We start from the raw sequence: 14,664 nt of genomic DNA, 5'->3' as shown, positions 1-14,664 counted from the left end.
AGCGATGCCATCTTTTGCTGCGCAGCAATCCTTATTTCGTGCTTATGATATTCGCGGGCCGCGTCAGCATTTTACCACCGATTTTATTCAGGCGTTGGGGCACGCTTTTGCCCATCTGTATCAAACCGCCGAATACCGAGACACCAGCGCTGATATAGATGCTTTGGCAAATGTCGAGCGGTCAAATATCAGTCAGTCAAACACGGATCAGCACAGCATCAATCAGCAGCATATCCTTCCCAATACCATAAACAACACCAATAAACAAAGCATCGTCGTCATCGGCTACGATGTGCGCTGCAGCAGTGATGACATCGCACATACCTTAGCGACTATCTTGGCACAGCATGGCCTACATGTCATTCAGCTCGGTTTGGTGACCACACCGATGATGGCATATTGGGCAGCGCAATATCAGGGACATGGCATCATGGTGACCGCCAGTCACTCGGCCAAAAATATACTAGGCATAAAATGGCTGGTAAACCATCAGTCCCCTAGCTGTGCTGAAATTCAGGCGCTCTATCAGCAGCTAGCGCCTCCTGATACGCCGCTTGCTCTGACTGCAGCGATAGGTTCGATGGGTCATCTGCCAACGGAGCAAGTGAGTCATGGCTATATCGATGCCATTTATCATGTTTTTATCCAGCTATACCCTCTACACCCTATAAGTCTATACCCTATAAGTGGTGAGCAGGCCTGTGATAAAGCATCGCACCATCACGGACAATACAGCGCAGCCCAGCAGCCATGCAGCGACTGGCGCCATGCTGCGCCCAAGCTTGAGCTGACGGTAGTGATCGACTGTATGCATGGGGCGACCAGTCACATCGCTCAGCCTTTATTTCAGCGTTTTTGTCAGAGCGTTATCATGCTTAACAATACAGCAGACGGTCATTTTCCCTTAGGCAACCCCGATCCTACTGAGCCAAGTCGGCTCAAACAGTTGCAGCAAGCGGTCACCACGCACAAAGCCGATATCGGACTGGCGTTCGATGGCGATGGTGATAGGCTGATGGTCGTCGATGAAAATGGCAAAACAGTGATGCCGGATCATCTGTTGTATCTACTGGCAAAATCCGCGCTCTGCGATAGCGCGCCTAACCCAGCTTCAACCGCGGTGCCTCAAGTACTGTTTGATATTAAGTGCTCTCACCATCTGCCTGCATTGCTGGCCGAGCTGGGCGCTGAGCCTATCGTGAGCCGGACGGGGAGCAGTCTGATGCGCCAGCAGATGCAGCATACCGATAGCCGCATTGTCTTTGCAGGCGAGCTATCAGGGCATTTTATTTTTAATGACAAGCGTTTTATCGCTTATGATGATGCCATGTACGCGGCTTTACGGCTATTGCATGGATTGGCCGCTCAGCCGGACGATGTTACCCAAACCTCCTTAGCAGCTATCACCCAAAGCCTGCCTACGCTGGTCAGTACCGCCGATCATTATCTGCCAATACCGTATGCCCTCACGCGCGAGCGCTCTATCGTGACGCAGCTACAGGTTTTTTGTCAGTATATACAGCAGCTCATGGATGCGGCCCGCGAGCAGTCAGATATAGCAGATTCTCAAGAAGATTGCTTGGTCAATCCCGCCTGCAGCCACGCAGTTGTTAATGAACGCTCGTCTTGTGATTGTATAGCGCAACAGCCCGCTATCACCTTAGCGCAGGCGCGGCAGTTATTGCCTATCGGCACGAGACTGAGCTGTATCGACGGTGTGCGCTTGGATTTTGCGCATGGTTTTGGCGTATTGCGGCAGTCCAATACCAGTCATCACCTGACCGCGCGCTTTGCAGGTGATAGTCTTGACGATTTAAAAGAAGTACAAAACAGATTTGCCGCTTTGTGCCGACCCTTTGATCAAAGACTGGCAGAGCAAATCATCGCGATTGCTGCTGAATAACTTATCACCCCCACTTTTTTGGCTTATATTTTTTACCCTGTACCTTTACCGTAGGAGTTTGTAATGACGCTTAATCTAGACGATGCCAAAATCACCGCTGAAGTATTGACCACGGCCTTGCCTTATATTCAGCGCTTTGTCGATAAGATCATCGTGGTCAAATACGGCGGTAACGCCATGACTGACCCTGCGCTTGAGAGCTCCTTTGCCCGTGATATCGTCTTACTCAAAACCGTTGGCATGCATCCTGTCGTCGTTCATGGCGGCGGCCCGCAGGTGGACAACCTGCTAAAAGAGTTGGGGCGGCAGTCTGATCGCATCGATGGCATGCGTGTCACTGACAAAAGCACCATGGATGTCGTCGAGATGGTACTAGGCGGCAGCGTCAACAAATCTATCGTCAGTCTCATCAACAAACACGGCGGCCGCGCTATCGGCCTAACTGGTAAAGATGCCAACTTAATCCAAGCAAAAAAACTGATGATGGACAAAATAGGTACCGATGGAGTCGCTGTACCTGTGGATTTGGGGTTTGTCGGTGATGTGGTGAGCGTCAACAAAGACGTGATAAATATGCTTATTGCCTCCGACTTCATCCCTGTCATCGCCCCACTTGGCGTCGATAGCGAAGGGCATACTTATAATATCAATGCCGACTTGGTGGCCGGTAAAGTGGCGGAGTTTTTGCAAGCAGAAAAACTCATGCTCTTGACCAACATCAAAGGCGTCTTGGGCCGTGATGGTAAAGTGGTGACGGGCCTGACACCAAAAACTGTCGATAGTCTGATCGCAGATGGCACCATTTCAGGCGGTATGATTCCTAAAATAGGATGCGCGCTCGATGCGGTACGTGGCGGCGTCAAAAGCGCCGTCATCGTCGATGGCCGTGTGCCGCATGCAACCTTGCTTGAGATCTTTACCAACGAAGGTGTCGGTACTTTGATTAGCCGTGACCTTGATGCGGCCATGCTTTAACTTCTTGAGGAGTCGATCATGCCGCTGTGGCTGTGGTGCCTACTGTTTGTTTTAGAGAGCCTATATTGCTGGTGGATTATTGGCTACGGCGGTGCGCGCTGGATAGAAGGCTGGAAGTCGTTCTTTATGATTGAGTGGTTTGCGCTTGATTGGACAGCAGAGCAAATTCGTCTTTACGTGCTCATTATTTGGTGCTTCAGTGTGATTTGGTTTGTCGTAGGTATTATAAAACCCGAGCTTAGACTCTAAGCTTGGGCTTTTTAACTGTCTATCAATTTTATGGCCCATCAACATTCATTCAAACAATGATGAATTTAATAAGCACAGAACTCAACAGAACTATGGTAACTATTACCATAAACCTTCATATAGTGATTGCCTTTGCTCTCAGTAATATAAGACGTTTCATTATCATAGCGGTCACCGTCCAATCGACCACTTGGCCCTGAGACGTAAGCCATATTGATGCGATCATCGCCGACATTACGAATCACTAAATTCTGGTCTGCTGCAAGCCATAAACGAAACACTTTGCCATCTTTGATATTGCCTGTAAAGTTACCGCAATAGCTGTCTTTTGCAAAGGTTACTTTAGTTGATGAGTCTGCCGCCTGTACGCTTGTGGCCATTATAGGTGCTGCTGCAAGCGTAGCCATCAGTAATAATTTTTTCATCATTCTATCCTCGAACATTAGGGTCTATTGAACATTCAGATATCGTGCTGGTAGCACATCTGAATATTCAATAGACCTTATAAATTAGTAAACTTAATTCTACCTATGAGAGCATAGTTTATAATTTGTCAAAGTGACAGCTTTTTTATAAAAATTATTTATAAATAACCGCCTCAAACTCAGATTCATTAAAGCCGCACAACAATATTGGCTGACCTTGATTTTTATCGTCAATCTGACCTTCCACAATCGGACGCTTAATCATGCTGGTATTTTCTACCAGCAAATCTATCGCTTTATCTACACTGTCAGCAGCGGCTTGTTTTTGCTCATCGGTCAGCTTGCGCCATGTGGTACCACGCTTATTGAGCACTTTATCAATACCTAGCGCATCTACCCAACGCTGAACGCTTGGTTTGTCGATGCCTTGTTTTTTATAATCATGAAAATCATAGCTGACACCCAACTGATCAAGCTTAGTAAACGCTTTTTTCATGGTGCTACAAGATTTGATGCCATAAACAGTGATGCTCATAAAAACTCCCAATCCATAATCATTAGTCGCTGTATTATACCGAAGCCGGTTAATTTTTGGTTTGTTAAACAAAAACCTCCTGTCGCTACTATGATGCCTTTCCCCCAACTTGCCAACCTGTCGTCGTGACAGCGCGCAAACGCGTCATCATACCATCGCAATTTTCGCCAAATTACGCTATGCTATGGCATTATTTTGTTTTACCCAATTTATCTGTAATCATCAATTTCGAGCCGACTATGAGCAACGCCGTGACAGCAGAAACTGCTAATACCAATCAGACCAACAATACTTCCATAGACCCTACCCAATACCAACCGCAGCTGATCGAAGCGGCACAACAAGCCAAGTGGGCAACGGACAAACGCTATGAAGTGAGTAATGAGCCAAGCGACAAGCCAAGTCGCTATATGCTGTCGATGTTTCCGTACCCAAGTGGCAAGCTGCACATGGGACACGTGCGTAACTATACCATCTCTGATGTACTCAGCCGTTATTATCGCCTCAAAGGCTTTGATGTCATGCAGCCAATGGGCTGGGATGGCTTTGGCCTGCCAGCAGAAAACGCCGCCATCGCCAACCAAACACCGCCTGCTGCTTGGACATTTGCCAACATCGACAACATGCGCGCCCAGCTAAAATTGCTCGGTCTCTCTATCGACTGGTCACGTGAGTTTGCCACTTGTAGCCCTGAGTATTATCAGTGGGAGCAGTGGTTGTTTTTGCAGCTCTACAAAAAAGGCTTGGTCTACAAGAAACTCTCTACCGTCAACTGGGATCCGGTCGACAACACCGTCCTTGCCAACGAGCAAGTCATCGATGGCAAAGGCTGGCGTAGTGGCGCGCCCGTTGAAAAGCGCGACATCCCGATGTATTACTTTAACATCACTGATTATGCCGATGAGCTGCTCGATGATTTAGACCAGCTAGAGGGTCATTGGCCATCTGAAGTTCTGACCATGCAGCGCAACTGGATCGGCCGTAGCGCGGGTATGGAAGTACACTTCCCTTATGAGCTGAGCGGCGAGCGCAACACCTTAGAAGTGTTTACCACTCGCCCTGATACCTTGATGGGCGTCACTTATGTCGCCGTTGCCGCTGAGCATCCGTTAGCGCAGTACGCCTCTGAGCAGGATGACGCCATCGCTCAGTTTTGTGCACTGTGCAAAAAAGGCTCGGTCGCCGAAGCGGATCTGGCCAAAGCCGAAAAAATCGGCATGGATACAGGCCTGACCGTGACCCATCCTCTCACTGGTGAAGAAGTCCCTGTGTGGGTCGCCAACTATGTCTTGATGAGCTATGGCTCAGGCGCAGTGATGGCGGTACCAGCGCACGATGAGCGCGATTATGAGTTTGCCACCAAATACAGCCTACCTATCAAGCAAGTCATCCAGTCGCCTGCAGACTTTGAAGCATCCGTCCTTGCTGCTGCTCAAGCGGACGGCTCTGAGCCAAATCTTGCTTATACTGAGCGCAACATCTTGGTGAACTCAGGCGAATTTGACGGCTTGGATTTTGATCAAGCGTTTGAGGCAATGCTTGCCAAACTTGAGCCACAACAGCTTGCGAAGAAAAAAATCCAGTATCGTCTGCGTGATTGGGGCGTCTCGCGTCAGCGCTATTGGGGCTGCCCTATCCCAATGATCAACTGTGAGCACTGCGGCACGGTGCCTGTCGAAGAGCAAGACCTACCTGTCGTACTGCCAACGGATGTCGTCCCTGATGGCCGCGGCAACCCGCTCAAAAGCATGCCAGAGTTTGTCAATACCACTTGTCCAAAGTGCGGCAACCCAGCTGAGCGCGAGACGGATACCTTTGACACCTTTGTTGAGTCGAGCTGGTACTACGCACGCTTTGCCAGTCCAAACGACACGCAAAACATGGTCAATAAATCTGCCGCCAATAAATGGCTGCCTGTCGATCAATACATCGGCGGTGTCGAGCACGCGGTCATGCATCTACTTTATGCGCGTTTCTTCCATAAGCTCATGCGCGACGAAAACTTGGTATCAGGCAATGAGCCATTTGCCAACTTGATGACGCAAGGCATGGTGCTTGCGGGCACTTTTTACCGCCGCAACGCTGATGGCAGCACCACTTACTACTTCACCGAAGATGTCGATATCGACTACAACGAGCGCGGTCAGCCAGTTAAAGCGATTTTAAAATCTGATGGACAGCCTGTCACCATCGGCAAAATAGAAAAAATGTCCAAATCAAAAAACAACGGCGTCGATCCACAAATCACCATCGATAAATATGGCGCGGATACCGTACGTTTGTACACGCTGTTTACCGCCCCTGCCGACCAGACGCTTGAGTGGTCAGATGACGCGCTAAAAGGCCCTTATAACTTCGTCAAAAAAGTATGGCGCATCGCAACCGACCATATGCAAGCCCTAGCGGCTGCAAGCCTAAGCCCTGATGCATTAAATAAAGCCACGCTCAATAACGAAGCATTAAACACAGAGCACCTTAGCAAAGCGGCGAAAAACTTACGCCGTAAGACTCATGAAACCATCGCCAAGATCGACAGTGACCTAGGCGAGCGCTTGGCGCTAAACACGCCAGTCTCAAGTCTTATGGAGCTTGCCAATGAGCTGACTGGTTTTAAAGCCAGCAGTGAGCAAGACCTGCAAGTACAGCACGAAGCATTGATTGATTTATTAATCATGCTATCTGCCTACGCACCGCACGTCGGCGAGCACTTGCTTGAGCAGCTGGGTGTCGATACGGTCAACTTAAGCTACCCTGCTGTCGACGAGCGCGCACTGGTACAAGACACCATCACCATGGTGGTGCAGGTCAATGGTAAGATGCGCGGCAAAATGGATGTCGCCCCCAACAGCGACCCTGAGCAGCTAAAAGCGCAAGCACGCGCACTTGAGGGTGTGGCCAAGTTTTTGACAGGAGACATCAAAAAAGAGATCGTCGTGCCCAATAAGCTGGTCAATATCGTGGTCGCAGGCTAGTACATCGTCTTTAGCTAGGCGCTACCCGCTAGCGCTATTAGGCGATGCGTCTTTATTACCTTAGGGCGTGCCCTCACCTCCATCGATAGCGGCCTTTACTGCTTCACTAGGCCAAAGACGAGGATTTGAGGGCACCTCCCAAGCTTTTTATCATTAAAGGATAGCGATTATGTCGTATAAGCACCGAGCAGTACCGTCACAATCATCGACCAGCGGACAAAAACTTGCGACAGCGTTACTGGCTGCTTTGCCGATGATGACCGTGCTCGGTGCCACCACCGCACTGAGTGGCTGCGGCTTTCAGCTGCGCGGTTATGAAACGCCGATGCTGCTCGATGTGGCCAAAACAGCGGTCATTATCGAAGATGATCGCACGTCGTTTCCGCTCAAGCTGCCATTGACTCAGCGCCTAAAAACCCTAGGCGCGGAAGTCATGAGCAATATGACCTTAGATGATGTGGCACGTAACAATCGACAAGCACATGCAGAGCCCATCGCCGTCATCGATATCAGCAATGTGCGATTTAAGCGTTATGAGCTGGTTGGGGTTTTGACAGAAATCCGTTTGGTGCTCTCAGCCGATGTCAGTTATCAGACCTTTGAAAATGGCAAACCTGTGATACTCAAAAACGCCATCCAAGTCGATCGCAGCTATCAGTACAACGAAGCCTCGGTCAGCACTGACGATCAGCAAGGCGATCAGATTCGTGACTGGCTCTATGAGCGCTTGGCACGCCGTATCACGGATCAATACGTCGCTATCTCCTTACCCAAAGTGCCACCTGCTGGTAAGCAGGCAGTACCCATGATAAACAGCGCCACTGCACCCACCGTGATGGTGCCAAACGCCCAGTAATTTTATAAGTCTGTAGGAATGCTTCGTCATTCTTCATGATCAAGTAACGCCGCTCTTTTCTTCTTTTTTTAACCTGTGTATCATCAGCCTATGCAAGATACTTTTATCCAAGCCTATCCAAAACTACTACAACCCGCAGCGGCAGTAGCTGGCTTGTGGCTGGCACACGGTGATGAGCCGTTACTCAGTCAATGGCTTATCGATGCCATGCGTCCGCACTGGCGCGCGCAAAACTATGCCATCAAACGTATCGAGCTGGTATCAGTCAAAAGCTGGCAAGATGTGCTATCCGAGCTTGGCAGTCAGTCGTTGTTTGACGATGCCAGTGCGCTGATTGTGACAGGCAATCACAAACCTGATAAAGCCGTCATTGCCGCGCTCGAACGTTTTGCTATCGAGGCACAAGCAGGCACGCACAGTCACAGCCTGCTATGGCTTACGCCTAAGCAAGACAAGCGCAGCCAGAGCAGCAAATGGTTTGCGCCGTTTGCTCAGTACGGTCATGTGATTGATTGCAACTTGTACAATGAGCAGCAGCGTCAGCAGCTATTACAGATACAGGCCCAGCAGTTTGGCCTCACGCTGTCACAAGAAGTGTGGCAGCTGCTGATGTCGCATACCGAGCATCATCTGCTAAGCGCCTATCAAACCTTATGGCGGCTCTCTTATCTGTTTGCGCCGCAGCTCGCACCTGCGGCAACTCCTCATCAACAGTCAACCCATCACTCTACCAGCTCAACTGATGGCAAAGCTCCTACCGAAAACGTCGCATTAGATATTGATGATCTACAAGCCGCGCTGGTCAGTGATGCTCAGTTTAGTGTCTTTGATTTATCCGATGCCATGCTGGCTGGCAACAGCGCGCAGGTAGTCAAAATCATCACGCAGCTCAAGGCCACCGATGAGCCGACGACGTTGGTACTGTGGGCAATCAGTAAAGACATGCGCCAGATTATGCAGCTGCTAGATGGACAAGACCCGCAGGCGCTCGGCATTTGGCGCAGCAAACAAGGCTTATATCAGCAGGCGTGTCGTCGCCAGTCAAAGGCGCAGACCGCGCAGTGGCCGGCGCTGCTTTATCGCTGCGACCAAGCCATCAAAGGACTTATCCGTCAGCCTGCATGGGAGCTACTATTACAAGCAGCGCTTGAGCTATCTGGCAAACGCTTGTTTATCACTTGATACACCTCTCGTTTAGCCGCCATCCCTAATTTACTTCTATAAACGACTTACTTGTATAAACGACGACCAAATCCGCCACAACCGAGTGGCAGATTTTGGTTCTCTCGATCCTCCTTAACCTTTCTTAAACTAATTGCCATTCCTTTTTGCGCAGCAAGCCTCTACTATAGCTACACTTGATTTTATTGTGATTGGATAGTTGTCATGGGCAAAATAAGCAAAAAACCTGCGATCAAATGGGCAGTGGTCACTTTGGTCGTCGTCGTATTCGGCGCGCTGGCCTATCGTTTTTTTATGCCAAAAGAAACAGCGCCTAAATACCTAACGGCGAAGGTAGAGGTCGGTGATATCGAAAATAACGTCATGGCTTCAGGCAAGGTCAAAGCCCTCAATACCGTCGATGTCGGCGCGCAGGTATCAGGTGAGGTCAAACGGCTCTATGTAGAGGTGGGAGACGAAGTGCAGCAAGGCGATTTGATTGCCCAAATCGATCAAGTGACACAAAACAACAACTTAAGCAATCAGCAAGCCAGTCTAGAGCAAAGCCGCGCCGCACTACAAAGCGCACGTGCAGAAGCGCTAAGCCGACAAGCCAGCCTCAAGAGCGCCTACGCCGATCTTGCCAGCCGCCAATCTGAGCTCAAACAAGCTCAGTCTGATTTTGCTCGCCTGCAAGACTTAGTCGCTATCGATGCGATATCGCAGCAGGAGTATGACACACAAGCGACCAACGTCGAGACAGCAAAGGCCGCGGTGGCCAATGCGCGCGCCGCTATTGATACAGCCAAAGCCGCTATCGCCACCACAGAAGCCAATATCAATAGCCAGCAAGCGGCGCTACGCATCTCAGAGACCAACGTCAATACTGCTCGCGAGGATTTGAGCTATACCACTATCCGCGCACCCATCTCTGGTACTGTCGTCTCGATCACCACCGAGCAAGGCACCACGGTCAATGCCAATCAAACCGCCCCGACGCTAGTCACCCTCGCCGACCTCTCGACCGTACGTATCAACGCGCAAATATCTGAAGCTGATGTCATCAATGTTAAAGCTGGCATGCCCGCTTATTTCAACATCATTGGCAATCCAGACCAAAAGTACGATGCTACCTTGACCGCAATAGAGCCTGCACCAGAAAAAATCAGCGAAACCAGCTCCACCGATGCCGCCATCTACTACGTCGGCTACGTCGAAGTCCCCAATCCTGAGCGTTTATTTCGCATCGATATGACCGCGCAGATTTATATTGTCATCGATCAAGCAAAAAACACACTGCTGGTGCCCTCTGCTGTCATCCATGACGGGCCTGCTGATGGCAAAACCACAGATGCAACCAGCCGCCAAGTAAGTAATAATACATCTGAGCATACCAGTAAGTTTGTCCGTGTGTTAAAAGACGACGGCAGCGTAGAGAAGCGCGCCGTCACAGTCGGTATCGACAACCGCGTCAACGCGCAAATACTCAGTGGTCTAACAGCAGGCGAAGAAGTCATCATCAGTACAGAAAACGCAGAAGGCTCGCGCAGTGGTCGCCGCGCAGGTGGCCCGCCAAGAATGTAGATGTTAACTGAACCTGTCTTAAACTCACTCGGCCATACAAGCACTGACGCACACAAGCGCTTTTATGACAAAGCTCATGACCTTATTGAGACACTGCTATGATGACACCTCAACCTTCTCCACAGCCGAGCGAGCGCTCGCTGATAGCTGATAAAAAAAGCCAAGTAGCCACTCCTCCTATCAAGCCCATCATGCAGCTATCGGGGATCATTCGGGAGTTTGCAGCAGGTGAGCAGACCATTCGCGTGTTGCACGATATTGATTTGACGATTTATCAAGGCGAGATGGTCGCGATTATCGGTCAGTCTGGCTCTGGCAAGTCGACGTTGATGAATATCTTGGGCTGCTTGGACCAAGCGACAGCGGGAGACTATAAGATTTATGGACAATCAGCCAACCAGCTTGATGCTGACGAGCTGGCCGAGCTGCGCCGTGAACACTTCGGCTTTATCTTTCAGCGCTATCATCTGCTAGGCGATATCAGCGCCCGTGATAATGTCGCTGTCCCTGCCGTCTATGCAGGCATGGATACGAGTGCACGCATGACACGGGCAGAGGCGCTGCTCACTGATCTTGGACTAGGCAATAAAGTCGACAACCGTCCTAATCAGCTCTCAGGCGGTCAGCAGCAGCGCGTCTCTGTCGCTCGAGCCTTGATGAACGGTGGTGATGTGATTTTGGCCGATGAGCCGACAGGCGCACTCGATAGCAAGTCCGGCGATGATGTGATGGAGATTTTGCATGACCTCAATGCTCAGGGTCATACCATCATCATGGTCACCCACGATCCGCATCTTGCCGAGCAAGCCGAGCGTGTCATTGAGCTAAAAGACGGCCATATCATTGCAGATTATAAAACCGAGCATTATCAGCCAACCACCCAGCAGCCAGCTCCTATTCTGGGTAGCCACCGCAAAAGCGCCTTGGCAAGCTTTCTTGATCGCTTGCTTGAAGCTTTTAAAATGTCCTTGCTCGCCATGCGTGCGCACAAAATGCGTACCCTGCTTACCATGTTGGGCATCATCATCGGCATCGCGGCAGTGGTCTCTATCGTCGGCCTCGGCCAAGGCTCGCAGCAGCAGATACTTGCCAACATCAGCTCACTGGGCACCAACACCATTACTGTCAATGACGGCTACCCCAGAGGCGATCCGCGCCGCCGGTATAATGACGACAACCTGACCCCTGAAGATGCGCAAGCTGTGGGCAATCAACCTTACGTCATTAGCGTCAGTCCGCAAGTAAATAGCACCTCTAGCGTTCGTTACCGCAGTGTACAAGAAGACGCAACGGTTAATGGGATTGGCGAAGACTATCTAAAAGTCACAGGCGAAACACTGGTACAAGGTCAAGGCTTTGATGCACAAAGTATCAGTCTGCGCAGTCAGGACATCATCATCGACGACAATGCCAAGCAGGCTTTTTTTGCCGATATCGACAACCCTATCGGTGAGGTCATACTAATCGGCAGCGTACCAGGGCGGGTGATCGGTGTACTGGCAGAGAACGATGGCGGATTTGGCCCTGATATCACCACACCCACCATATATATGCCCTATACCACCGTCATATCCCGTGTTACGGGCGGCGCTTATATCGATCGTTTTGTGGCATTACTCGATGACAGTGTCTCATCTAGTGTCGCCGAGTCTGCTATCTACGAGCTGATAGAAGGCCGTCACGGTCAGGCGGACTTTCAGATTCGTAACTCTGACTCTATTCGCCAGACCATCGAGGCCACGACAGGGACGATGACGCTGCTCATCTCCTCAGTGGCGGTTATCTCACTGATCGTCGGCGGTATTGGGGTGATGAATATCATGCTGGTGTCTGTGACCGAACGTACCAACGAGATTGGGGTGCGTATGGCGGTTGGGGCACGGCAAAGCGATATCATGCAGCAGTTTTTGATAGAGGCTGTTTTGGTTTGTATTTTAGGAGGACTACTGGGTATTGGCTTGGCATTTGCCATCGGTGAGCTGATCAACCGCATCGGCGGCGATAGCTTTAAAGTCATCTACTCACCGACCTCTATTATCGCAGCTTTTGTTTGCTCGACGCTCATTGGGATTGTATTTGGCTTTTTGCCAGCCCGTAATGCGGCCAAACTCGATCCCGTTGACGCACTGTCTCGAGACTAATCGCGACACAGAATGACGCATTGACCAAACACACACGGTCAAAAAGAGCAAAAATGATAAAAATGGCAAAAAAACTAAAAAATCCTGCTAGATTTGCACTTTTTTTATCATGTGGGGTTGTAATTGTCATAATAATATATATAATGTGCTCTCACGTTTAGGGATACAAACTTTCTAAACGAGAAACCAAGCTTACTGTCTCTGCTAATATTGATAATACGATATACTCAGATAATAAGCTTGATAGAAAATTCTATTTAAAGGATTTTCTCTTGCAGTAATATGCAAACCTAGTGTTGATATCGAGTTTCTTAGAATTTACGAAAATGTAAATTCTCTTGCGCTCGGATGAAGTAGTACTTCATTTTATCCTCGCTCAGGGCCGATAGCTCAGTTGGTAGAGCAGTTGACTTTTAATCAATTGGTCCCGCGTTCGAGTCGCGGTCGGCCCACCATATTTAGTTTGATGCTTGTTTATCATTCTCCCCTATCCGGTAGTGATAAATGAGTAAAAAACATCATTAGGATGTTTAGATTTATATAGTTTTCTTTTAAGAAAATTATTCTTGCATAGCGTCAGATACATTGATTATATGCATAAATGTTATAAAATTCTATTTAAAGAATTTTCTCTTGCAGTAACATGCAAACCTAGTGTTGATATCGAGTTTCTTAGAATTTACGAAAATGTAAATTCTCTTGCGCTCTGATAAAACACTTAATTAGACATCAGTAAGGTGTCGATTTTTTAGAAAATTCTATTTAAAGAATTTTCTCTTGCGAGACTAAAATTGCAGTGCAATTTTTTAACGTCTCTCAGGGCCGATAGCTCAGTTGGTAGAGCAGTTGACTTTTAATCAATTGGTCCCGCGTTCGAGTCGCGGTCGGCCCACCATATTTGAAAAGCCCCATCACTAACTTAATAGTGACGGGGCTTTTTTTTGCGTGCCTGTTAGCGCTATCGTTTGGATTTACGGCGACGCGAAAAGACAGTAAAGTCAGCGTCTTTGCGCCATAGCAGCTTATGTTTGATGGTGTCTTTGATGGTACGCGGATGCTTGGGTGCCTGCGTGATGAGCATATCAAAAGTGGCGTCGTCTATCGCCAGCTCGCGGCCATGCGCCATCATCACCACCGAGGGCTTTAACGCTTTGATTTTTTGCAGCGACTGGATATAGAGTTTTGGATCATAAATAGGAAATGGCGCGACGAACTTGTGACGCAGCTTGATAATCAAGTCTGCTGTATATATTTGCCGACTTGGCAGATGAAATAACGATAAGTCACGATCTGTATGCCCTGGCGTTTCAAGCACTTGCCACTCATCAAACTCAGGCACGCAGTCGCCATCTTTTACCATCACATCAGGATTCAGATGTGCCGGGTAATAAAGATTTTTGGCCGAGCGTCCTTGCCGTCTCGCCACATAATGCGCCAAATTCATATCGATGACATGCATGGCTCGCCCGCCGATACCGCCATACCACTGAGTTTTTTTGTCTGCTGATACGATCAGGCAGCCTGTCTGTTTTTTAAACTGCAGAGCACCGCCAGCATGATCAGGGTGCATATGTGTGACCATCACCACCTTTAGATCCGTTAGCGGGCGTTGTAGCGTCGTTTTTATATAATCAAGCACCAATGCCACATCAGGACGACAGCCACCATCCAACAGCATGATCTTGTCTGGATATACCGCAAGATAGGTACTTTGGATATAGCCTTCTAAACGTACAATCTCACATAAGCTCATTATTATCTTTTCCCTGACCCATGATTCAATGCCATGAGCATTTATTAAATCCATTTGCTATTTAGTATAACGTTCATTATGGCTAAAAAAATGACTTTGAGTGAACGCTT

At 49.1% G+C, this 14,664-nt stretch carries 11 protein-coding genes and 2 tRNA genes; 10 read left to right on the top strand and 3 right to left on the bottom strand.

What is annotated here, in order from left to right; translation table 11 throughout:
• Positions 1-4: 4 nt before the first annotated feature.
• The 3 genes from CAP50_RS03870 (at position 5) to CAP50_RS03860 (ending at position 3,127) form a co-directional block, all read left to right on the top strand.
• The gene (locus CAP50_RS03870; protein ID WP_075101448.1) at positions 5-1,903 is read left to right on the top strand and encodes a hypothetical protein; all 1,899 of its coding nucleotides are present in this window, start codon (positions 5-7) and stop codon (positions 1,901-1,903) included.
• 63 nt (positions 1,904-1,966) lie between these two features.
• The gene (gene argB, locus CAP50_RS03865; RefSeq protein ID WP_075101447.1) at positions 1,967-2,878 is read left to right on the top strand and encodes an acetylglutamate kinase; all 912 of its coding nucleotides are present in this window, start codon (positions 1,967-1,969) and stop codon (positions 2,876-2,878) included.
• A gap of 18 nt (positions 2,879-2,896) precedes the next feature.
• Positions 2,897-3,127 (top strand): hypothetical protein, encoded by a 231-nt coding sequence (locus CAP50_RS03860; RefSeq protein ID WP_075101446.1) that lies wholly within the window; start codon positions 2,897-2,899, stop codon positions 3,125-3,127.
• A 65-nt stretch (positions 3,128-3,192) separates the two neighbouring features.
• On the opposite strand, the gene CAP50_RS03855 is transcribed toward CAP50_RS03860, so the two are convergent.
• Together CAP50_RS03855 and CAP50_RS03850 are read right to left on the bottom strand one after the other, a co-directional pair.
• A complete protein-coding gene (locus CAP50_RS03855) occupies positions 3,193-3,552 on the bottom strand; it encodes a hypothetical protein (RefSeq protein WP_075101445.1) in 360 nt (119 codons plus the stop codon).
• A 154-nt stretch (positions 3,553-3,706) separates the two neighbouring features.
• On the bottom strand, positions 3,707-4,087 hold the full coding sequence (locus CAP50_RS03850) for an arsenate reductase (RefSeq protein WP_075101444.1): 381 nt from the start codon (positions 4,085-4,087) through the stop codon (positions 3,707-3,709).
• A gap of 239 nt (positions 4,088-4,326) precedes the next feature.
• Here CAP50_RS03850 and leuS point away from each other — a divergent pair, with 239 nt between their 5' ends.
• From leuS to CAP50_RS03815, 7 genes are all read left to right on the top strand, one after another.
• Positions 4,327-7,059: a leucine--tRNA ligase gene (leuS, locus tag CAP50_RS03845; RefSeq protein WP_075101563.1), complete on the top strand. Its 2,733-nt coding sequence runs from the start codon at positions 4,327-4,329 to the stop codon at positions 7,057-7,059.
• A gap of 169 nt (positions 7,060-7,228) precedes the next feature.
• Complete coding sequence (locus tag CAP50_RS03840; RefSeq protein WP_075101443.1) at positions 7,229-7,915, top strand: LPS-assembly lipoprotein LptE; 687 nt, start codon at positions 7,229-7,231, stop codon at positions 7,913-7,915.
• 90 nt (positions 7,916-8,005) lie between these two features.
• On the top strand, positions 8,006-9,097 hold the full coding sequence (locus CAP50_RS03835) for a DNA polymerase III subunit delta (protein ID WP_075101442.1): 1,092 nt from the start codon (positions 8,006-8,008) through the stop codon (positions 9,095-9,097).
• Between the two features lie 204 nt (positions 9,098-9,301).
• Complete coding sequence (locus CAP50_RS03830; protein WP_075101441.1) at positions 9,302-10,660, top strand: efflux RND transporter periplasmic adaptor subunit; 1,359 nt, start codon at positions 9,302-9,304, stop codon at positions 10,658-10,660.
• 191 nt (positions 10,661-10,851) lie between these two features.
• Positions 10,852-12,801, top strand: a complete 1,950-nt coding sequence (locus CAP50_RS03825; RefSeq protein ID WP_075101562.1) for a MacB family efflux pump subunit — start codon at positions 10,852-10,854, stop codon at positions 12,799-12,801.
• Positions 12,802-13,180: 379 nt separating this feature from the next.
• A tRNA-Lys gene (locus CAP50_RS03820) sits at positions 13,181-13,256 on the top strand.
• Positions 13,257-13,620: 364 nt separating this feature from the next.
• Positions 13,621-13,696, top strand: a tRNA-Lys gene (locus CAP50_RS03815).
• Positions 13,697-13,759: 63 nt separating this feature from the next.
• Here CAP50_RS03815 and CAP50_RS03810 read toward each other — a convergent pair.
• Complete coding sequence (locus CAP50_RS03810) at positions 13,760-14,554, bottom strand: MBL fold metallo-hydrolase (protein WP_075101440.1); 795 nt, start codon at positions 14,552-14,554, stop codon at positions 13,760-13,762.
• Between the last annotated feature and the right edge of the window lie 110 nt (positions 14,555-14,664).

Origin of the sequence: Psychrobacter sp. L7 (assembly GCF_002810365.1) — a bacterium.
GTDB lineage: Bacteria > Pseudomonadota > Gammaproteobacteria > Pseudomonadales > Moraxellaceae > Psychrobacter > Psychrobacter celer.
This window is presented reverse-complemented; position numbering and strand designations above follow the sequence as displayed.

What these genes read in the sequence shown, in the direction of transcription:
- CAP50_RS03825 (WP_075101562.1), top strand. Translation starts at nt 10,852, where the DNA reads ATGCAGCTATCGGGGATCATTCGGGAGTTTGCAGCAGGTGAGCAGACC.
- CAP50_RS03870 (WP_075101448.1), top strand. Translation starts at nt 5, where the DNA reads ATGCCATCTTTTGCTGCGCAGCAATCCTTATTTCGTGCTTATGATATT.
- CAP50_RS03860 (WP_075101446.1), top strand. Translation starts at nt 2,897, where the DNA reads ATGCCGCTGTGGCTGTGGTGCCTACTGTTTGTTTTAGAGAGCCTATAT.
- leuS (WP_075101563.1), top strand. Translation starts at nt 4,327, where the DNA reads ATGAGCAACGCCGTGACAGCAGAAACTGCTAATACCAATCAGACCAAC.
- CAP50_RS03810 (WP_075101440.1), bottom strand. Translation starts at nt 14,554, where the DNA reads ATGAGCTTATGTGAGATTGTACGTTTAGAAGGCTATATCCAAAGTACC.
- CAP50_RS03835 (WP_075101442.1), top strand. Translation starts at nt 8,006, where the DNA reads ATGCAAGATACTTTTATCCAAGCCTATCCAAAACTACTACAACCCGCA.
- CAP50_RS03855 (WP_075101445.1), bottom strand. Translation starts at nt 3,552, where the DNA reads ATGAAAAAATTATTACTGATGGCTACGCTTGCAGCAGCACCTATAATG.
- CAP50_RS03850 (WP_075101444.1), bottom strand. Translation starts at nt 4,087, where the DNA reads ATGAGCATCACTGTTTATGGCATCAAATCTTGTAGCACCATGAAAAAA.
- CAP50_RS03840 (WP_075101443.1), top strand. Translation starts at nt 7,229, where the DNA reads ATGTCGTATAAGCACCGAGCAGTACCGTCACAATCATCGACCAGCGGA.
- argB (WP_075101447.1), top strand. Translation starts at nt 1,967, where the DNA reads ATGACGCTTAATCTAGACGATGCCAAAATCACCGCTGAAGTATTGACC.
- CAP50_RS03830 (WP_075101441.1), top strand. Translation starts at nt 9,302, where the DNA reads ATGGGCAAAATAAGCAAAAAACCTGCGATCAAATGGGCAGTGGTCACT.